We start from the raw sequence: 17,881 nt of genomic DNA, 5'->3' as shown, positions 1-17,881 counted from the left end.
CCGGCCATGACGCAAGGCATTCTTCAGGGCCTCAGGATCGTCGAGATCTCCGCGTTCGTCGCCGCGCCGCTGGGCGCAATGACGCTGGCGCAGATGGGCGCCGACGTGGTTCGCATCGATCCGCCGACCGGCGGGCTCGATTACCGTCGCTGGCCCGTCACCGATGACGGTGTCAGCCTGTTCTGGGCAGGGCTCAACAAGTCCAAGCGTTCGGTCGCCATCGACATCGCGACGCCGCAGGGCCGCGAGCTGGCCCAGGCCCTGATCACGGCACCCGGCGACGACGCCGGCATTCTGCTGACCAACTTTCCCGCGCGCGGATGGCTGGATCACGGCGCCTTGCGCGCCCGCCGAGGTGACCTGATCCAGCTCACGATCCAGGGCGATCATCTGGGCGGCTCCGCCGTCGATTACACGGTCAATCCGAGGATGGGCGTGCCGTATCTCACGGGCCCTCCCACTCATGAAGGTCCGGTCAATCACGTGCTTCCTGCGTGGGACCTGATCACCGGCCAGATGGCGGCAACGGGCATCCTGGCGGCGGAACGGCACCGCCGACGCACGGGCGAGGGTCAGCACATCAAGCTCGCGCTGCAGGATGTCGCGCTGGCGAGTCTCGGCCATCTCGGTTTCATCGCCGAGGCGCAGCGCGGCATCGAGCGTCCCCGCTACGGCAACGATCTGTTTGGCGCATTCGGCCGCGACTTCGTGACGCGGGACGGCGAGCGGATCATGGTGATCGGCTTGACGCTCAAGCAATGGCGGTCGCTTTGCGTCGCCACCGGAATGACGGAGCACGTCGAGCAGATCGGACGGCAGCGTGGCTTCGATCTCGATCGTGAAGGCGACCGGTTCAGGGCGCGCGAAGACATCGCCGCATTCGTTGCCGCGTGGGCCGGCGCTCGTGCGCTCGCCGAGATTGCGGCGATCTTCGATTCGCACGCCGTCTGCTGGAGCCGCTACCAGAGCGTCAAGGAACTGGTGGACAGCGACGCCGCGTGCTCGGAGGCCAATCCGATGTTTCGCACCGTTCAACAACCGGGCGTGGGCCCGGTGCTCAGTGCTTCCGTTCCTCTCGACTTCGGCACCGGTCGTCTGCCGCCTGAGCCGGCGCCGCGACTGGGCGAACACACCGCGCAGGTGCTCTCGCAAGCGCTCGGCATGAGTGAGGCCGAGATCGAACAGCTCAGATCGCACGGAATCATCGGCGCCTGATCGGCAACTGATCCGGGCGCTGTTCCGGTTCCACAGTGCGCAGAGTTCGCGACTTCGCCTGCGGGTCAGCCAGAGTCGACGGCCTTCCGCTCAAGGCGTATAGAAACGATGGACGCCGGGACCAAGCGCGAGGCCGGCGTCGGGCAACCGTACGCGCGGATCGAAAACCAAGAGGAGAAGCATCGATGGACGTATCCGGGAAAGTGATCGTCGTCACCGGCGCGGCACGCGGCATCGGACAGGAATATGTCGTGACCCTGGCGGCTCAGGGCGCGAATGTCGTCGCCGGTGATCTGAACGATTGCGCCGAGACACTGGCTCGCTGCAAGGGCGCGAAGGGCAGGGTGCTGGGCGTGACGCTCGACGTGACGGACATCGAATCGGCGATGGCCATGGCCCGGCAGGCCAAGGAAGCGTTCGGACGCATCGACGGCCTGGTGAACAACGCGGCGCTTTACGGAGCCCTGCGTGGCGGGCGCTTCGACGCGATCGACGAGAAGGCCTGGGATGCCTCGATGGCGGTCAACGTGAAGGGCATCTGGAACTGTTGCAAGGCGGTGGTGCCGAGCCTGCGAGCGGCCGGCGGCGGCAGCATCGTGAACATCGCGTCGCTGGCAGCGACCTACGGAATGCCGTACGCCTTGCACTACACGACATCGAAGGCCGCCGTGATCGGCCTGACCCGCGGGCTGGCGCGCGAGCTCGGCCGGGACCTGATCCGCGTGAACGCCGTGGCGCCCAGCGCCGTGCTGACGCAGGGCACGCAGGAATTCTTCGGCGACAAGGCCGCCAAGGCCGTCGAAGTGGTGAAGAACAACCAGGCGATCACCACGTCGCTGCAAGCAACCGATCTGACGGGCACCATCGCGTGGTTGCTGTCGGACGCCAGCAAGCTCGTCACCGGGCAGACCATCCAGGTCGACGGAGGCACGGTGATGCATTGAGGCCGGTCTCGTGGCGCCGAAAGAATCCGGCGCCACGAGATGGTGAGCCCATGCGCCGCCGCAAAAAAAGAAGCCCGGCGAAAGCCGGGCTAAAAAACGCTACGGAGGAAGCTGGTTCAGGTGCCCAGACGGGACATCGCCGAGGGCGTGAGGTACTTGTTGTAGACGTCTTCGCCTTCCATGGCGTACTTGCTCTTGTAGCCCGACGCTAGGTTCTTCGCCTGGAGCAGGCGCGTCATGCGGCCCGACTGGATGTCGTGCGTGTGGCAGAACATCCAGGTCCAGTCCGGCTTGCCGTCGGCGGCGAGCACTTCGGCCTTGTCGTTCTTCAGCTGGCCGAAGGTCGCTTCGAACTGCTTCCAGATCTGGCCGCGGCGGTCATACGTCACCTGCGACGTGAACATCATGTTGCGGACGTCCACATAGACTTCCTTGCGGCCGACCGGCGCGCGCGGGTAGCCCGTGGGCTCGGCCGAGAACACGATCACTTCCGGGATGAGCTCCATGTACGTGTCGTAGAAGGTCTTGCCCTTCTTGCCGCCGTTGGTGTTGGGCACCCACGTCGCGTGCTTGCCGCCCATCCAGTTGTGATGGCCCGAGATGGCGCCCAGCATCGGGCCGCGCTTGACGACCTTGTAGTTGCCCCAGGTCAGGATCGGATCACCGGCTGCCCAGGCGTCGGACAGGAAGAACGTCACACCCGGAACCAGCGGTTCGAAACGCTGGTTGGTGGGGAACTGGCGAACGCGCTTGAACGCCGGGAAGTACCCGTACAGGTCCGGAAACTTGCGCTGGTCGTAGTGCCAGATCGACAGGAACGACGAGCCCTTGGTGTCGTTCGGCGCCGTGAAGAACACGGACTGGAAGCGCAGCTTGTCGCTGTGACCCTGGAACACGGTGCCGTCGGTACGCGCGGTCGTGTTGAGTTCGCACCACACCAGCTCGTGGCGATAGCCGACCTCACCGTCCGGGCTCAGCGAGTCCGCCTGTGCGGCGTACTGCGAGTAGTCGTGACGACCCCAGTTCAGCGTCAGGTTCGACTGCACCTGGAAGCCGTCGTTGGCGTCCGGGAACGGCAGGCCGCCGACCCAGGGGCTGCCTTCCTTTCCATCGGTCCAGACGTTGCCGTCCGCACCGATCTTCGCGCGACCCTTGTTCTCGAGTGTCTTCTTCAGGTACGTCGCGTTGAACAACTTCGTGACGTCCTTGTTGGACTGCACGATATTGATGCGGCGGCCATGCTCCTTGACCTGCTGATACGCGATCGGCTCGAGCAGGTCCTTGACCGCCTCGACGTTCGCCGCCGTGATCACGTCGCCTGGCTTGATCTTGCCCTTGGTGTACATCTCGATCGACAGCAGCTCGTCGGGATAGGCCTTGCTGATGTCGTCCGCCGAGTTGGCGATGGTCGGCCACAACGGGGCGAGCACACCGGCTCCCGCGCCCGTCGCCACTTTTTCCATGAAGGATCGGCGGCTGAAATTGAAGTCGTACTTCCGGATACGCATGACGCGGTGTCTCCTCGCTTGATGCAGCCCATTCGATCAGGGGGCTGCTTCCCGTCCTTCCAGCGCGCGCCGGCGGTACGCCAACGCAGGCTGTCGGTCTTCGAGGAAGAGGAGACGCGCGATTCCGCGGCGCCGATTCTCTTCCCGCTTATGGGAGACAAAATAGGCGTCGCGCTGCGTCGAAGAGCCACCCATGTGGGTCGAACTCCGGTGGGGGAGTGCGATGTGTCGCGCAGCGCCGGAATTCAGGCCGTCACGGCGTTCGCATAACGCGCGAGCCGATGAATTCCGGCCCGGAATTCCGGCGTTTTCCCACCCGAAACCCACCCGGGGGTAGGTCGAATCGAAAACCTACCCGTTCGGGTGGGGTTGGGCGGATCCGCGGCGGGCCGATGGCTACTTCAAGAGCTGCCTCGCCGCGCGAACGGCGTCGAGACGTGTCTTGACGTCCAGCTTCGTATAGACGTTCTTGAGATGGAACTTGAGTCCGTCGCGCGACAGGTGCATGGCGTCGGCCATCGCGTCGGTGGACGCCATCTCGGCCAGCAGCTTCAGCAGATTCTGTTCTCGCCGCGTGAACGTCTCCGTGGAGATCAACGCCGACGAGGATGCCGGCGTGATGACGGTGTCGTCCGGACCCGCGTCGTCGTGGCGATGAAGGCGATGCGCGAGCCGATCGAGGAACGCGCCATGCGTCGGCGAGGACCGGACATTCAGCGAACCCCGGAGCGTGCCCAGGTGCTCACGCAGCAGCGTCTCGAACAGCGGGCCTTCCTCCAGGAACGAACGAAGGTATCCGCCGGGTGACGCCAGCTTCACCGCTTCTTCGAGATACTGCTGCGATCGCGACATCGTCCCACGTCGATGGTGGGCCAGAGCCGCCAGCTGGAGCAGCTTGATCTGGCGATGAATGCGTCCCTTTCTTCGGGCTGATCCCAGCGTGGTGGAAATCATCCGGAGCGCCTCGTCGGGATCCAGGCAGTAGGCCAGCATCCGCAGGCGTCCCAGCGTGCTGCCGTTGACGTCTTCCGAGAAACGGATCCCGCTTCCGCGCTGCACGTCTCCTGCGCGTTCGACGCGCTGGGCGACCGCCTTGGCGCGCTCCGGTTCACCGCGGATGATTTCGCGGCGAACCCGTTCCCAGCCCAGGACGACGCTCAGTCGCGGCCACCGGTTGGCGTAGCTGATGGCCTCGGCCTCGTCGAGAAGATCGAGCGCCTTGCCGGGATGACCCATCGCGTCGTGGATGCGCGCCATCGCGATGAAGGTCGTCGCGAGATAGTCGTGCAATGCCGCGTGGGTGATGACGTCGCGGAATTCGTGGAAGTAGGACTCGGCGTCCTGCAGTTCATCCGTTTCGTAGAGCGCCACGACCAGGCTGGAGACGACCGAAGCCTGCGTCACGGACTCGTCGACGATCATGCGTCGATCCTTCATCCCGTTGCGCAGCAGCGTGACCGCTTCCTGCAACTGCCCTTGGGCGATCAGCGCCATGGCCGTGTTGCTGATCCAGTACGCCCACGTGAAGCTGGCGCCGGAGGGTTCGCAGAACTGTCGTGCGCGCCCGAAGAAGTGGTGTGCGTCGGGGAAGTTGCCGGCCGACATCGCGGCGTACCCGCGCACGTTGCAGGCGGCGCCCAGCTCGAAAGCGCGGAACGAGCCCGGCTCGGCGTCGGTGATCGCCACCTGGCTGACGATCGCTTCAGCCTGGTGAAGGTCGTCATCGAGAATGGCCGCCATGGCGAGCAGCAGACGTGGATCCGCGTTGTCCTTGGCGGTCGTCGGGCCGAGCTTGCGCAGCAGGTCCAGCGTCGGCGCGAGACGCGAATGGCGCCGCAGGAAGGTCTGCGCCCAGCCCAGCTTCACCAGCAGGCCGGGCCGCCGTTCGATCTCGGTCAACGAAATGCGATCGGCCCACTGCTCGACCGTCGTCAACTGTGCGGCCGGGATGAGTCGTGTGCTCCAGTCGTCGAGGGCGGCGGCGGCCGACGCGTGATCTCCGGCGGCCAGGTAGTGCTCGATCGCGTCCTCGACGCGGTCGTGCTTCAGAAACCAGTTCGCCGCGCGCTTGCGCAGCGCGCCGACTTTCTCGATCCACTGCGACTTGAGCTGGTCGAGCAGGAACGTTGCGAACAGCGGGTGGAACGAGAACCACCGGGGATCGCTTTCCAGGCGACGCAGGAACAGGCCGCCCGCTTCCAGGCGTGCGAGCTGGTCCGCCGAATCGTTCCGCTGCAGCACGTGGTCGCAGAGCGACGCCGAGAAGCGGCTCATCACCGAGCACAGCAGCAGAAACTCCCTCGCGCCGGCCGTCTGCTGCTGAAGGACATTCTCGGCCAGGTAGCTCGCCAGCTCGTGCCGCTGGAATTCGCCGAACCGGTGCAGGTCGCGTCGCAGCATCGGCTGATGCAGCGCGAGCCTGAACAGCTGGATCGCTGCCGGCCAGCCGTCCGTCTGGCGCTGGATCAGCGCGATCTCCTGTTCGCTCAGATCCAGGTGAGCGACCGATGCGAAGTACCGCGCCGTTTCGTCCTGCGTGAAGCACAGATCGCTGGCGCGGATGAAGAGCGCCTCTCCGGCGACGCTCAGGCGTGCCAATCCGATCTCCGGCGGCGAACGCGTGGCGATGAAGAATCTGATCCCCGGAGGAACACGGCTCAGCAGCTGCCCGAGAAACGCGAGCGTCTGCTTGGCGGCGACGCCGTGAACGTCATCCAGGAAAATGCTGGCGGGACGACCGATCGAGAGCGCCTGCGCACGCAACCACTCGTAGGGGAGCTCACCGGTTCCGGGCGGCGCGGGCGCACCTCGATGGGCCGTCGGTCCCTGCGCCTTCATCGCGGCGATCATCGCCTCCAGGCGTTCATAGAATCGGCGGATGTCGTTGTCGCTTTCGCTGACATCGAGCCAACCGGTCACGTCACCGCGTTGCTCGCATTCGGCGCGGATCTGTTCGAGCAACGTGCTCTTCCCGTGTCCGGCAGGCGCCTGCACGATGATCGTACGGAAGCCGTCGTCCCTGAACACGCGTTCCAGCAGCGCGGTCCTGCGGATGCCGCGGCGCTCGGTTCGAAGTTCAGGAATGCCCTGGTTTGGCGCAAGTCGTCCTGTACTGACTGCACTGTCGGGTTGGCGTCGCTCCGGGCCCGGATCGTATGGCTCGTCCCACCCCATCGCGTTGCTCGAACTACCGCGCTCCATCCCGCTCTGCATCAGCACAACGCTCCAATTAGTAGGTATTCCCGAAAGGCGACGGCACATTCAGTACGAGTCGCGCTCGCCCATCGACTTCGAACGCAGCCGCGAGGAGAACTTCGTGCGGCCGCGCTGCGCAGGACAGGCGAGCGCAGATAGACCGCGGACACGCGCGGATGTTCACTGACCGTCAGCCGGTCTGGACGAACGCAGGTCCGTCGAGGCTTTCACTCGACGTCTCTGCCCGCAGGGTTTCGACTCCGCACACGGAATTTGTCTTGAGCCCTTCTGCCGTTTCGCAACGAATGGTGAGCAGGGCCGTTGCGCGAAGCGTGCCAACAGCGGACGGGCGGAGACGACGGTCCTTACGATTGTCTTTCAGTGTCGTCGCAGCAAACAGGTCCATCGTAACGGCTCGAACGGTGCAGGGCGAGAAGTGATTCGCTGCGACGCCGATCGAAGGCGTCGCATGTTCGTGTGACCGTGTCGCGTCAGCGTTTCGACGCATTCCGTTATCTCGCGTGACAGTGTCCGCGGGGTCGATCGCGATATATATTCATTTCTCTTCCGATCGCCTCTAACGGTTCCCACCGATGTGTTCGTGCCGATCCGTGTGCGCCTCCGCGATCCTGATGTCCTTCCTGCTCCTGATGCTGGGGGGATGCAGTGACAGTGGCTCCTACGGCTATGAGGCGCCAGCGCCGGGGACGGGCTACGACTTCGACGCGCTCGCCTCGACGCTCGATGGTTTCGTCGGCGATGACGAGAATGAAGTTTCCGGCTACAGCTTCGTCCTGGACATCGGCGGCACCACGGTCTTCCAGCGTGCCGCTGGAGAATTCTCGACCGGCTCCGTCGTCCCCATCGCTTCCTCGGCCAAGGCTCCGGCGGCGGCGGCCATCCTGGCGCTGGTCGACGAGGGGCTGATCGATCTCGCGGCGCCGGTGTCCCGCTATCTGAACGGCGCGGTCGTCTGGCCGTTGTCGAAGTCCGCGATCACGATGGGGATGCTGCTCAATCACACGTCCGGCATTCCGTTCAATTCGCCCTGCCTGTCACGCCAGGAGATGACCTTGCAGGCCTGCGTGCAGGAGATCGCGGACACACAGCTCGATTTCCTGCCCGGCACGATGTTCGGATACAGCGGGGCCGGCTATCAGGTTGCAGGTCTGGTCGCGCAACAGGTGACGGGCCAGTCATGGGCGGCCGTGATTCGCGAACGCGTGACCGCGCCGCTCGGAATGTCGAGCTACAGCTACGGCAATACGCAGAACCCGCGTGTCGCCGGCGGCGCGGTGTCCAGTGCCGGCGATTACCTTCGATTCGCCCGGATGATGCTCGACGGTGGAACGTACGGCGGCCGGACGGTGCTTTCTCCAGCGCAGGCCGCAAAGATCAGAACCTCGCAGATCGGCGTCCTGGGATCGTTCTTCTCGCCACTGCCGCCGGGCGCCGGTGTCGATGGCTACAGCTTCGGCTGGTGGATTTCGGATGTCGCCGGGCTGGGTGGGAGCATCGGGCCGGAAGTCAGCGATCCCGGGCTGCTCGGCACGACGCCGTGGATCGAGTTCGGCCGGAATTACGCGGCGGTGCTGCTGGTCGACAGCAACACGGCCAACGGTCTGGCGATGTGGAAGGCCGCGCGGGCGCGCATCCAGGAACAGATCGCAGCTCATCCGTAGAACGCAGGAGAGGCGCAGCTTCTCGATCGCGCCGCGCCCTCAGCTCATGTACAAGCCGCCATTCACGTTGATGGTCTGCCCGGTGATGTAGCCATTGCGGGCCAGCATCACGACGATGTCGCTGGTCTCGCCGACTGTTCCGTAACGTCCCACCGGGATCAGGCCCATCGCTCCGCTGGGCAATCCCTTGACCATGTCGGTGTCGATCAGCGCGGGTGCGATGGCATTGACGGTCACACCCTTGCCGGCGAGAAAGCGCGCGTAGCCGTGCGTGAGTCCGTGGAGTCCGGCTTTCGAGGCGGCGTAGTGAGGGCCGACGACGCCGCCGATCTGCGCGGCCACCGACGACAGGTTGATGATCCGGCCCCAGCCGCGCTGGCGCATGCCGGGCAACGCCGCCTGGATCACCAGGAAGGCCGACGTCAGGTTGGTGGAGATGGCGTCGTGCCAGTCCTGCTCGGTGAGCGAATCCAGATCGCGCGGGACGGCGATGCCGGCGTTGTTGACCAGGATGTCGATTGCCCCGAGCGCACGTTCGGCCTCGACCACCACGTTCTTGATCGCCGCGCCATCGCGGACGTCGAGCTGCAGCACGACGCAGCGCTGACCCAGCGCCTCGACCTCGGCGCGCACCGTCTCCGCCGCCTCGCGCTGTCCGCGGTAGGTGATGGCGACGGACACGCCTTCACGCGCCAGCGCAACGGCCGCGTCCCTGCCGATGCCGCGGCTGCCGCCAGTGATCAAAGCCGTCTTGCCGCTCAGATTGTTCATGTCCCCGGTCCGGTTGATCGCCCGGCGACGCGGGCGGGTTTTCGTGGATCGACAGTATCGCCATCGTCGCGCGAAAGCCTCGCTGACGAGACCTAGCACTGCGCCCACGCGGAAACACCCCAATAGGCCCTCTGCGCATCGGTGCATAGCATCGGGATTCCGACTTCCGATGGAATCCCCGATGACCGACCTGCTGAGCCGGCCGCTGAAACTTCCCTGCGGCGCCACCTTGTCGAACCGCCTCGCGAAAGCGCCGCTGACCGAGGGCCTTGCGGACGAACACAACCGGGCGAACGAGAAGCTCGTGCGGCTGTACGAGTGCTGGTCCGAGGGCGGCGCCGGCCTGCTGGTGTCGGGCAACGTCCATGTCGATCGCCGCTATCTCGAACGACCGGGCAACGTGGCCATCGACAACAACGGCGGCCTCGAGTGGATTCGCGCCTACGCCAAGGCGGGCACGCGCGCAGGCAATCACTTCTGGATGCAGATCAATCATCCCGGTCGCCAGGGCGCGGTCACGCGCGACGGCACGTTCCCGGCGCCGTCGGCGATCTCGCTCAACGTGCCGGGCCGGCCGGAGTTCGTGCCGCGCGTGATGCCCGAAGAAGAGATCCTGGACGTCATCCGGCGCTTCGCGTTCGTCGCCACCACGGCGCGCGAGTGCGGCTTCACCGGCGTGCAGGTGCACAGCGCACACGGTTATCTGCTGTCGTCGTTCCTCAGCGGCCTGTCCAACACCCGCACCGATGCCTGGGGCGGAAGCCTTCGCAATCGCGCGCGGGCGCTGCTGGAGACGGTGCGCGCGGTGCGCAAGGCCGTGGGTCCCGATTTCCCGGTGAGCGTGAAGCTCAACTCCTCGGACTTCCAGAAGGGCGGCTTCACCAACGAAGAATGTCTGGAGGTCGTGCGCTGGCTCGGCGAAGAGAAGATCGACCTGCTCGAGATCACCGGCGGCAACTACGAACAGTTGCCGTGGCTGGAAGACGTCAAACCCAGCACGCAGCGGCGCGAGGGCTATTTCCTGGATTACGCCAAGCAGATCCGCACCGTCGCGACGATGCCCTTGATGATCACCGGCGGCATGCGCACTCGTGGCGGCATGGAGGAAGCGCTTCGCAGCGGTGGCATGGACGTGATCGGACTCGGGCGTCCGATGTGCGTGGACACGGACATCTGCAAGCGGCTGCTGGCCGGCGATACCGACGCGGCGGTGAGCTACGAGGGCGCACTGCCGGTGGACCCGCGCGAGATTGCCGCCGGTGCGACGGATGACGAAGCCAAGGCGTTGGAGATGTGGACCAACCTCGTGTGGTTCTTCGTGCAGATCTGGCGCATCGGTGAAGGGCAGGGGCCGAAAGCCGACATGACGGCGCTGGAGGCGTACCGGATCTACCGGGAAACGGAAGATCGGCAGACGGCAATGCTGGCGCCGCTGTAGCCGCGCAAGACGCACTTCACAGGATCATCGACATGGACAACGCGGCAAACATTTCCCATCCCATTCGTACCAGCGTGCTGATCCTGGGCGCCGGGCCTGGCGGCATCTGCACCGGCGTGAAGCTGCAGCAGGTCGGCTTCGACAGCTTCCTGATTCTCGAGCGCGAACGTGAGGCCGGCGGCACCTGGGTCAACAATCGATACCCCGGCCTGTCCTGCGACGTGCCTTCGGCGCTGTACTCGTTCACGTTCGACAAGAAGCCGGACTGGACGCGCGCCTACGCGCAGCAGCCGGAGATCAAGAGCTACATGCAGAGCTGCGTCGACAAGTACGACCTGACGCGCCACATCGTCTTCGGGACGAACGTCCGGCAAGCCGTGTGGGACGACGCCAACGCCGAGTGGTCGCTGCATACGACGGACGGGCGCGTTTTCGTTGCTCCGATCTTCATCAGCGCGCTGGGCATGTTCAACGAGGTGCGTTGGCCCGAGATTGCCGGGATCGACGATTTCAGCGGCGAAAAGCTGCATACAGCGGCGTGGCCAGCCTCCGCCGATCTGACCGGCAAGCGCGTCGCCGTGATCGGGACGGCGGCCACCGCGGTGCAGCTGATGCCGAAGATCGCGCCGCTGGTGAAGCACCTGACGGTTCTGCAGCGCACGCCGAACTGGATCTTTCCCAAGGACGATCCGATCTATTCGCCGTCGGAACTGGCCGAGCGCCGCGCCGATCCGGATCGGGCCCGCACGCGGTGGGACGATCAGTACGCGCTCTGGGAGAGTCTCATCACCTTCGAGAATCAGGAGATGATCGAGGCGCTGCGCGGCCAGGCGATGGCGCTGCTGGAGGCCGTCGAGAATCCGGAAGTCCGCGAGAAGCTTCGGCCCACGACGATCCTGGGATCGCAGCGCCCGCTGTTCTCCAGCGACTACTACCCGCTCTTCAATCGATCCAACGTCGAGCTGGTGACGGCACCGATCGAACGCATCACGAAGACCGGCGTGCAGTGCGCGGACGGCCGGGCGATCGATGCCGACGCACTGGTTTTCGCCACGGGTTACGCCGCCAACAAGTTCCTGTCGGTGATCGACGTGCGGGGACGGGGTGGCGAGTCCCTGGCGCAGGCCTGGAGCGACGGACCGCAGGCCTATCTGGGCATGACGGTCGCCGGCTTTCCGAACCTCTTCATGCTGTACGGCCCCAACACGAACAACGGATCGATCCTGTACATGCTGGAACTGCAGGCCCGGTACATCGTCGACAAGCTCGTCCGGCTGGAAAGCAGCGGAGCGGACTCGATCGAAGTCAGGGGCGAGGTCATGGATCGCTACAACGCCGAACTGCAGGCACACCTGCGCACCACCGTCTGGCGCAACGAAGGCAGCAAGTACTACCGCTCGGACTCCGGCCGGATCGTGACGCAGTGGCCGTGGACGATGGCCATGTTCAAGGCGCGACTCGAGGCGCCGGATCCCGAAGCCTTCGTCATGCGGTCCTCGTCGAGCGAGGTCGGCGCCTAGCCGACGGCATCGGGATTTTCGCGCCGGGACGTGCCGGTCGATCGTTTCGCGCGGTACGCTCAGGCCCCTTTATCCAGATCGACGTCCCCCATGTTCATCGCAATGAACCGCTTCAAGATCGCCCTCGGCCGCGAAGACGACTTCGTGTCGGTGTGGAAGAACCGCGACAGTCATCTGAAGGACGTCCCCGGCTTTCGCACGTTCAACCTGCTGCGCGGCGCCACCACCGAGGAGTACACGCTGTTCGCTTCCCACTCGATCTGGGATTCGCGCAATGCGTTCGAGGACTGGACCCGCTCCGAGGCCTTTCGCGCGGCGCATCGCAACGCCGGCGACACGAAGGGCATCTACCTGGGACATCCGCAAGTGGAGACTTTCGACGCGGTGCTGTAGTCGGCCTGCGGTCAGGGCTTCCCGAATCACACCCCACGCGGATGAGCGCAAGATAGGCGCATGGCAAAGAAACTCAGCAGTACCCAGACCGCAGTGATGACGTGGATGAGCCGCGGCTGGAAGGCGTACTCCGCGGGCGGCACTCGCGTCGAGATCAACGGCAAGCCGGTCGGAACGGTGTCGACCATGGTCGCGCTCGAAGGCATGGGCCTGGTGACGCGGCTCGGCGTCGCGGCGTGGGAAGTCACGGACGCGGGCAGGGCGCTGAACCCCGCGCCCTGACCGCAGCGCAGGCGCCGATCACGCGTAATGGCGCGGTCGTCGTGAGGCCCAGGGTGCGGCCTGCTCCAGCTGTCCTGCGAGGCTGTACAAGGTCTCCTCGTCGCCCGCTTTGCCGACGAACTGCATCGCCAGCGGCATGCCGGCTTTGGACTGCCACAGCGGCAGCATCAGCGCCGGCTGTCCCGTGGTGTTGAACAGCGGCGTGAACGTGGAGTACGTCGCGCAGATCTGCTGCCACCACGCGTAGACGTCGACGCCCGGCGCGTTCTGGTTGAACTCGCCCAGCTTCGCCACGTCGCGACAGATCCCGGGTGTGAGCACGACGTCGACGTCCTTCATCGCCGTACACACCGCGCGGGAGATCAGGTTCTGCTGGCTCATCGCCTGGTCGAGCTGGAACGCGGTGAGCGAGCGCCCGAACTCGTAGATCGACAGCGTGACCGCCTCGGTGGTGTCGGGGCCGATCTTGCGGCCGGTGTGGAGCGCGAACTGGTCCATGACCGATCCCAGCGTCGTCGCCCACAGGCGCACCGTCGACTCGTTGAACATCCCGGCGTCGTACTCCAGGCGCAGCGGCTCGCACACATGGCCCAGCGATTCGAGCAGCCGGCAGGTGTCCGACAGCCGATCCGCGATCTCGGGCGAATTGGCCCGGGTCCCGGGGAGCGCATCGACGACGCCGATGCGCAGGCGTCCCGGCGTCGTCATGGCACTGGCGAGGAATCCGTGCCGCGGCGGTGGCGCCGTGTAGAAGTAGCCGTCATCCGGACCGGCGACGGCATCCAGCAGCGCCGCCGAATCGCGGACCGTGCGCGTCTCGAAGAACTCGACGCCCAGGCCCCAGAGCAGCATGCCGAAGTCGGGTCCTCCGGGGACGCGGCCGCGGGACACCTTCATGCCGACCAGTCCGTTGACGGCCGCCGGATTGCGGATCGATCCCGCGCCATCGTTGGCGTGGGCCAGCGGCACCATGCCGCAGCCGACCGCCGCGCCCGCGCCTCCGGAGGAGCCGCCGGCGGAGTAGTCGGTGTTCCAGGGATTGCGCGTGGGTCCGTACAGCAGCGCTTCCGAACTCGCGTTGAACGCCATCTCGGGCAAGGTCGACGTGCCGACGGCGACGAGGCCCGCCTTGCGGCAGCGCTCCATCATCACGGTGTCGTGCTCGTGGTGGTATCCCTGCGCGAGACGCGAACCCGCCGACGCCACCATGCCGGAGAAGTGCATCCCGAATTCCTTCACCAGGAACGGCACGCCCCGGAACGGACCGAACGCCAGGCCGTTCTTGATCTCTGCCTTGGCACGGTCGTGCAGGATCTGCACGACGCAATTGATCGTGGGATTGAGCCGCTCGATGGCATCGATCGCGCTGTCGACGAGATCCTCGGGCGAGACCTCACGCCGTCGAACCAGATCGGCCAGGCCGAGGCCGTCGTGCTGCGCGTATTCCTTGAAGATCATGAGAGCCCCGTAAGCCGTTCGCCTGGGTGTCGAGGCGAGACTCATCGTGCTGCGCGTGCACCGGCGACCTCAATAACCCGGCTGGGTTAATCAGATCAGTCCCAGCTCCACGGCGCGTGCCACGGCGTGCGCGCTCGTATGCACGCCCAGCTTCCGCATCGCGGACTTGCGTTGAAGTCGAACGGTCTCGACCGAGCGATCGCAGCGACGCGCGATCCCGGGTGCGTTCAGTCCCTCGGCGCAGAGCGCGAGCACCGCCTGCTCCCGGACGGAGAGCAGGGGCTCCGGCGAAACCCGGGAGGCGAAAGGAGAACGACTGCCCTGGTCGGCGTGAAAGCTGTGCGCCAGCAGGAAGAGCCGATCGATCACGGCCGTCTGCGAGGCTCGCCACGCGCCGTTTCGCTGGCGCGAGGCGACCGTGACGAACGCGAACGCGTCTCCCGGAAGATGGATCGGCACGGTGACGCCGTCGAAGAAGCCGAGCTCATGGATGAAGCCGAAGACCTCGCGCTGGATCGGATTCAGCCAGGCGGCGTCCTCGATGTTTCTCCAGTCCAGCGGCAGGGTGCGGGGATAGGCGCCGTAGAGCAGCGGGTCTTCGTTCAGGAAGCGGGCCCAACCGCGCAACCAGCGCTGCGGGAAGTTTCGCGACACGATGGCGGGCGAGTGGTAGCGGCCATCCGGGGTCCTGGCCCGCGGCATGAATCCGTAATCCACCGCGTCGAACCCGAGCGCGCGCGTCTCGCCGGCAAGTTGATCGAGCGCGGCCTCGAACGTGCGGGCGCCCTCGAACGTGATCATCTGGGACATGCCGGGATTCCTCTTCGAATGCCGGACGTCAGCCTATCGAGAAAGCCGATCGGGTGTCTTCGGCTTCTGCGGCGAGACAACCGACGCGATCGTCCGCCACCACGCCCGCGGTATGCTCGTCGCGACACCCTCCGGGGCATCGAGGACGCGGATCGGCACTGCCGACATTCGCAGCGCGACTCCCACAAGGCTTGAAGAGACCGCTCAGTGAAAGGCGTCATGGATGCGGTGACCGCGTTGCAGGATTTCCTCGAACGCCATCCCCGGCTGTTCGTGCTCACCGGCGCCGGCTGCAGCACCGGCTCCGGCATCCCGGACTATCGCGACGACGCCGGCGAGTGGAAACGCAAACCGCCGGTGCGTCATCAGGAGTTCGTCGGCGACGGGAAGGTCCGTGCACGGTACTGGGCACGCAGCATGGTCGGCTGGACGCACATGCGGAACGCGCAGCCGAACGCCGCGCATCGCGCCCTTGCCGCGATCGAGCGGCAGGGCCGTCTGCAGACGCTGCTGACGCAGAACGTCGACGGACTCCACCAGAAGGCCGGCAGCCGTGCGGTGATCGATCTGCATGGCCGGATCGCTCAGGTGGTGTGTCTCGCCTGCGCAGAACGCAGCGAGCGGGAGCACTTTCAACAGCGGCTGCTGGCCCTGAATCCGCAGTACGCGGATCTGGCCGGTGCTCATGCGCCGGACGGAGACGCGGACCTCGAGCGCAGCGACTTCTCCGACTTCGTCGTTCCGGGCTGCGAAGCCTGCGACGTCGGCGTGTTGAAGCCCGACGTGGTGTTCTTCGGCGCCAACGTGCCGCCGGGGCGCGTGACGCAATCGATGGAGGCACTCGACGCCGCCGATGCGCTGCTGATCGTCGGCAGTTCGCTGATGGTCTGGTCGGGCTATCGCTTCGCCGCGCGAGCCGCCGAGCGGGGCCTGCCGATCGCGGCGATCAATCGGGGTCGCACCCGAGCCGACTCGCTGCTGGGTCTGAAGGTGGAGGCGGACTGCGCCGAGATTCTGGGTCGTCTTCCGGGTCCGGACGGCGACGTCGAGTCGTCGCGTGTCGCCAGCTGCTCATGACCGCGGGCATCGCGCCTTGAGCCAGATGGCGTAGCTCGCCGGTGACCGGTCGGGGACCAGTTGCCCGAACAGGTCCGCGTAGTCGCGTCGGTATCGGGTCATGGCGGCGCCGAAAACAGGATCACGCTGCAGCTGTGACCACCAGGCCCGAAGCCGGGGATGCCCGGGGAACGGCTGCTCCGGGTCGAAGGCAGTGATGCCCAGGTTCTCGGTGGTGGTCTGCAGCGTGCACTGGAACATCAGCATCGAATGGACCAGCACGCAATCAGCGAGCGAGGCGCTGGCGCCACGCGCCCAGGTTCCGTCTTCCATGACCTGCTCGATCTCGCGAAGGTTTCGATGGAGGTCCTCTTCGATCCGGCGCAGCGTGTCGCGATCGCGGGTGAGCGGATCGATCTGCCACGCCAGCGGCCACAGGTGGGACATCAGGTAGAGGTCGCACATCAGGCAGAGCTGCCGCACCTTCGCGCGCTCGAACGGGTCGGAGGGCAGCAGGGCAGGTTCGGGAAAGGCGTCTTCCAGGAATTCGCAGATGACCATCGATTCGCCCAGGTAACGGCCATCGACCTCCAGCGCGGGCATGCGGCCGAGCGGGTTCACGGTCTGCATGAAAGGCGTTCCTTCCATGATCACGATCCGGTCGAGCGACGCATCCGGGTTGTCCCGAAGCACCGACATGCGCTCGATCATCTTCGCGAGCGCGCCGTCGATCTGCGGAGCGGCGAGATGCAACGTGATGCCTTTGAGTTCGGCGACGAGCAGGACACGACTGACGTACGGCGACACCGACATCCCGAACAATTGCATGGCTGGACCCCTGGTTGGTGCGGCGAGTGAGATCGTCGCGGCTCGATGGAGAAACGGTGCGGTCACGTCGCGGGACCGTCGTGAAGAGCGCATCCATCGCGCGACCGACGAGCGGATAATTGCGCAATTCGAAAACTATCAGCTCCGGGTTGCCCTTCCAAAGCGTTTTAATTTCGACCGCTCGTCATCGATGACGAGCGCTCATCGGCGCGACGCGTCGAGCTTCTCGAATACGAATCGTCGCGCATCGGTGACGAGTGTCGATGCCACGATGACATCTCTTCGATTGTGCGAAGAAGCCTGTATTTCAGGGGTTTCATGCGACTCGTATGACGTGCGACGGGATCGGATGCGGGAACGCTTCATCACCTGCGAAGAAGACTCGCGTCGTGTCTGCGCGATGCCCGTTCGTGTTGCGAGCACGTTCATGTCGATCGACGAAACACAGCGATGCGTCGCTGCCTGTTGTGAAGACATGAATTCTTTGTTGTACTGGCAGATGCAGGCTCTTGCCTGTCATTAACTGGAACATCTGATGGTTGCCAAGAAAGCTGGAAAGAAAGTCGTTGCCAAGAAAGCCGCCAAGAAAGCGGTGAAGAAGGCTCCTGCAAAGAAGGGCGTCAAGGCGAAGGCTGCAAAGGCCGTGAAGAAGGTGAGCCGCAAGCCGGCCGTGAAGAAGGCCGTGAAGGCAGTGAAGAAGGCTGCCAAGTCGGTCAAGAAGGCTGCGAAGAAGGCCTAGTAGCACGCGAGATGGGCCCAGCCGAACTCGCCGTTCAGGCAG

17 protein-coding genes are annotated in these 17,881 nt (G+C 65.3%); 10 read left to right on the top strand and 7 right to left on the bottom strand.

Features of this window, described 5'->3' with window-relative positions:
- The first annotated feature begins 6 nt into the window (after positions 1-6).
- Positions 7-1,215, top strand: coding sequence for a CoA transferase (locus tag DFR24_RS10340; protein WP_133881181.1), 1,209 nt, complete (start codon positions 7-9; stop codon positions 1,213-1,215).
- A gap of 185 nt (positions 1,216-1,400) precedes the next feature.
- A complete protein-coding gene (locus DFR24_RS10335; RefSeq protein WP_133881180.1) occupies positions 1,401-2,159 on the top strand; it encodes an SDR family NAD(P)-dependent oxidoreductase in 759 nt (252 codons plus the stop codon).
- A gap of 116 nt (positions 2,160-2,275) precedes the next feature.
- On the opposite strand, the gene DFR24_RS10330 is transcribed toward DFR24_RS10335, so the two are convergent.
- From DFR24_RS10330 to DFR24_RS10320, 3 genes are all read right to left on the bottom strand, one after another.
- On the bottom strand, positions 2,276-3,667 hold the full coding sequence (locus tag DFR24_RS10330) for a DUF1329 domain-containing protein (protein ID WP_133881179.1): 1,392 nt from the start codon (positions 3,665-3,667) through the stop codon (positions 2,276-2,278).
- A gap of 396 nt (positions 3,668-4,063) precedes the next feature.
- Complete coding sequence (locus DFR24_RS10325) at positions 4,064-6,880, bottom strand: LuxR C-terminal-related transcriptional regulator (protein WP_162851146.1); 2,817 nt, start codon at positions 6,878-6,880, stop codon at positions 4,064-4,066.
- 172 nt (positions 6,881-7,052) lie between these two features.
- Positions 7,053-7,268 carry a hypothetical protein gene (locus tag DFR24_RS10320; RefSeq protein WP_133881177.1) on the bottom strand — a complete coding sequence of 72 codons (216 nt, stop codon included), beginning with the start codon at positions 7,266-7,268 and terminating at the stop codon, positions 7,053-7,055.
- Between the two features lie 226 nt (positions 7,269-7,494).
- Between DFR24_RS10320 and DFR24_RS10315 the strand changes: the two genes are divergently transcribed.
- The gene (locus tag DFR24_RS10315) at positions 7,495-8,544 is read left to right on the top strand and encodes a serine hydrolase domain-containing protein (RefSeq protein ID WP_162851145.1); all 1,050 of its coding nucleotides are present in this window, start codon (positions 7,495-7,497) and stop codon (positions 8,542-8,544) included.
- Positions 8,545-8,583: 39 nt separating this feature from the next.
- Here the strand turns inward: DFR24_RS10315 and DFR24_RS10310 are convergent, their stop codons facing one another.
- A complete protein-coding gene (locus DFR24_RS10310; protein WP_133881175.1) occupies positions 8,584-9,315 on the bottom strand; it encodes a 3-oxoacyl-ACP reductase family protein in 732 nt (243 codons plus the stop codon).
- A gap of 181 nt (positions 9,316-9,496) precedes the next feature.
- On the opposite strand from DFR24_RS10310, the gene DFR24_RS10305 reads away from it, so the two are divergent.
- The 4 genes from DFR24_RS10305 to DFR24_RS10290 all read left to right on the top strand — a co-directional run bounded on the left by DFR24_RS10305 (position 9,497) and on the right by DFR24_RS10290 (position 12,948).
- Positions 9,497-10,753 (top strand): NADH:flavin oxidoreductase/NADH oxidase family protein, encoded by a 1,257-nt coding sequence (locus tag DFR24_RS10305; RefSeq protein WP_133881174.1) that lies wholly within the window; start codon positions 9,497-9,499, stop codon positions 10,751-10,753.
- A 32-nt stretch (positions 10,754-10,785) separates the two neighbouring features.
- Positions 10,786-12,273, top strand: a complete 1,488-nt coding sequence (locus tag DFR24_RS10300) for a flavin-containing monooxygenase (protein ID WP_133881173.1) — start codon at positions 10,786-10,788, stop codon at positions 12,271-12,273.
- 90 nt (positions 12,274-12,363) lie between these two features.
- On the top strand, positions 12,364-12,666 hold the full coding sequence (locus DFR24_RS10295) for an antibiotic biosynthesis monooxygenase family protein (protein ID WP_133881172.1): 303 nt from the start codon (positions 12,364-12,366) through the stop codon (positions 12,664-12,666).
- A 60-nt stretch (positions 12,667-12,726) separates the two neighbouring features.
- Positions 12,727-12,948: a hypothetical protein gene (locus DFR24_RS10290; RefSeq protein WP_133881171.1), complete on the top strand. Its 222-nt coding sequence runs from the start codon at positions 12,727-12,729 to the stop codon at positions 12,946-12,948.
- An 18-nt stretch (positions 12,949-12,966) separates the two neighbouring features.
- On the opposite strand, the gene DFR24_RS10285 is transcribed toward DFR24_RS10290, so the two are convergent.
- Positions 12,967-14,406 (bottom strand): amidase, encoded by a 1,440-nt coding sequence (locus tag DFR24_RS10285; protein ID WP_162851144.1) that lies wholly within the window; start codon positions 14,404-14,406, stop codon positions 12,967-12,969.
- A gap of 90 nt (positions 14,407-14,496) precedes the next feature.
- A complete protein-coding gene (locus DFR24_RS10280; protein ID WP_133881169.1) occupies positions 14,497-15,216 on the bottom strand; it encodes a helix-turn-helix transcriptional regulator in 720 nt (239 codons plus the stop codon).
- Between the two features lie 219 nt (positions 15,217-15,435).
- Here DFR24_RS10280 and DFR24_RS10275 point away from each other — a divergent pair, with 219 nt between their 5' ends.
- Complete coding sequence (locus DFR24_RS10275; protein WP_133881556.1) at positions 15,436-16,293, top strand: NAD-dependent protein deacetylase; 858 nt, start codon at positions 15,436-15,438, stop codon at positions 16,291-16,293.
- Here the strand turns inward: DFR24_RS10275 and DFR24_RS10270 are convergent.
- Positions 16,288-17,100 carry a glutathione S-transferase family protein gene (locus tag DFR24_RS10270; protein WP_162851143.1) on the bottom strand — a complete coding sequence of 271 codons (813 nt, stop codon included), beginning with the start codon at positions 17,098-17,100 and terminating at the stop codon, positions 16,288-16,290. The genes DFR24_RS10275 and DFR24_RS10270 overlap by 6 nt on opposite strands.
- Between DFR24_RS10270 and DFR24_RS24410 the strand changes: the two genes are divergently transcribed.
- Together DFR24_RS24410 and DFR24_RS10265 are read left to right on the top strand one after the other, a co-directional pair.
- Positions 17,099-17,623, top strand: coding sequence for a hypothetical protein (locus tag DFR24_RS24410; protein ID WP_162851142.1), 525 nt, complete (start codon positions 17,099-17,101; stop codon positions 17,621-17,623). The genes DFR24_RS10270 and DFR24_RS24410 overlap by 2 nt on opposite strands.
- Before the next feature lie 12 nt (positions 17,624-17,635).
- Positions 17,636-17,839: a hypothetical protein gene (locus tag DFR24_RS10265; RefSeq protein WP_133881167.1), complete on the top strand. Its 204-nt coding sequence runs from the start codon at positions 17,636-17,638 to the stop codon at positions 17,837-17,839.
- Positions 17,840-17,881: the final 42 nt, after the last annotated feature.

Origin of the sequence: Panacagrimonas perspica, assembly GCF_004364935.1 — a bacterium.
Lineage (GTDB): Bacteria > Pseudomonadota > Gammaproteobacteria > Nevskiales > Nevskiaceae > Panacagrimonas > Panacagrimonas perspica.
The sequence above is the reverse complement of the archived record's forward strand: the minus strand, read 5'-3'. Positions and strand labels throughout refer to the sequence as shown.

What these genes read in the sequence shown, in the direction of transcription:
- DFR24_RS10340 (WP_133881181.1), top strand. Translation starts at nt 7, where the DNA reads ATGACGCAAGGCATTCTTCAGGGCCTCAGGATCGTCGAGATCTCCGCG.
- DFR24_RS10335 (WP_133881180.1), top strand. Translation starts at nt 1,401, where the DNA reads ATGGACGTATCCGGGAAAGTGATCGTCGTCACCGGCGCGGCACGCGGC.
- DFR24_RS10330 (WP_133881179.1), bottom strand. Translation starts at nt 3,667, where the DNA reads ATGCGTATCCGGAAGTACGACTTCAATTTCAGCCGCCGATCCTTCATG.
- DFR24_RS10325 (WP_162851146.1), bottom strand. Translation starts at nt 6,880, where the DNA reads ATGCAGAGCGGGATGGAGCGCGGTAGTTCGAGCAACGCGATGGGGTGG.
- DFR24_RS10320 (WP_133881177.1), bottom strand. Translation starts at nt 7,268, where the DNA reads ATGGACCTGTTTGCTGCGACGACACTGAAAGACAATCGTAAGGACCGT.
- DFR24_RS10315 (WP_162851145.1), top strand. Translation starts at nt 7,495, where the DNA reads ATGTCCTTCCTGCTCCTGATGCTGGGGGGATGCAGTGACAGTGGCTCC.
- DFR24_RS10310 (WP_133881175.1), bottom strand. Translation starts at nt 9,315, where the DNA reads ATGAACAATCTGAGCGGCAAGACGGCTTTGATCACTGGCGGCAGCCGC.
- DFR24_RS10305 (WP_133881174.1), top strand. Translation starts at nt 9,497, where the DNA reads ATGACCGACCTGCTGAGCCGGCCGCTGAAACTTCCCTGCGGCGCCACC.
- DFR24_RS10300 (WP_133881173.1), top strand. Translation starts at nt 10,786, where the DNA reads ATGGACAACGCGGCAAACATTTCCCATCCCATTCGTACCAGCGTGCTG.
- DFR24_RS10295 (WP_133881172.1), top strand. Translation starts at nt 12,364, where the DNA reads ATGTTCATCGCAATGAACCGCTTCAAGATCGCCCTCGGCCGCGAAGAC.
- DFR24_RS10290 (WP_133881171.1), top strand. Translation starts at nt 12,727, where the DNA reads ATGGCAAAGAAACTCAGCAGTACCCAGACCGCAGTGATGACGTGGATG.
- DFR24_RS10285 (WP_162851144.1), bottom strand. Translation starts at nt 14,406, where the DNA reads ATGATCTTCAAGGAATACGCGCAGCACGACGGCCTCGGCCTGGCCGAT.
- DFR24_RS10280 (WP_133881169.1), bottom strand. Translation starts at nt 15,216, where the DNA reads ATGTCCCAGATGATCACGTTCGAGGGCGCCCGCACGTTCGAGGCCGCG.
- DFR24_RS10275 (WP_133881556.1), top strand. Translation starts at nt 15,436, where the DNA reads ATGGATGCGGTGACCGCGTTGCAGGATTTCCTCGAACGCCATCCCCGG.
- DFR24_RS24410 (WP_162851142.1), top strand. Translation starts at nt 17,099, where the DNA reads ATGGCTGGACCCCTGGTTGGTGCGGCGAGTGAGATCGTCGCGGCTCGA.
- DFR24_RS10270 (WP_162851143.1), bottom strand. Translation starts at nt 17,100, where the DNA reads ATGCAATTGTTCGGGATGTCGGTGTCGCCGTACGTCAGTCGTGTCCTG.
- DFR24_RS10265 (WP_133881167.1), top strand. Translation starts at nt 17,636, where the DNA reads ATGGTTGCCAAGAAAGCTGGAAAGAAAGTCGTTGCCAAGAAAGCCGCC.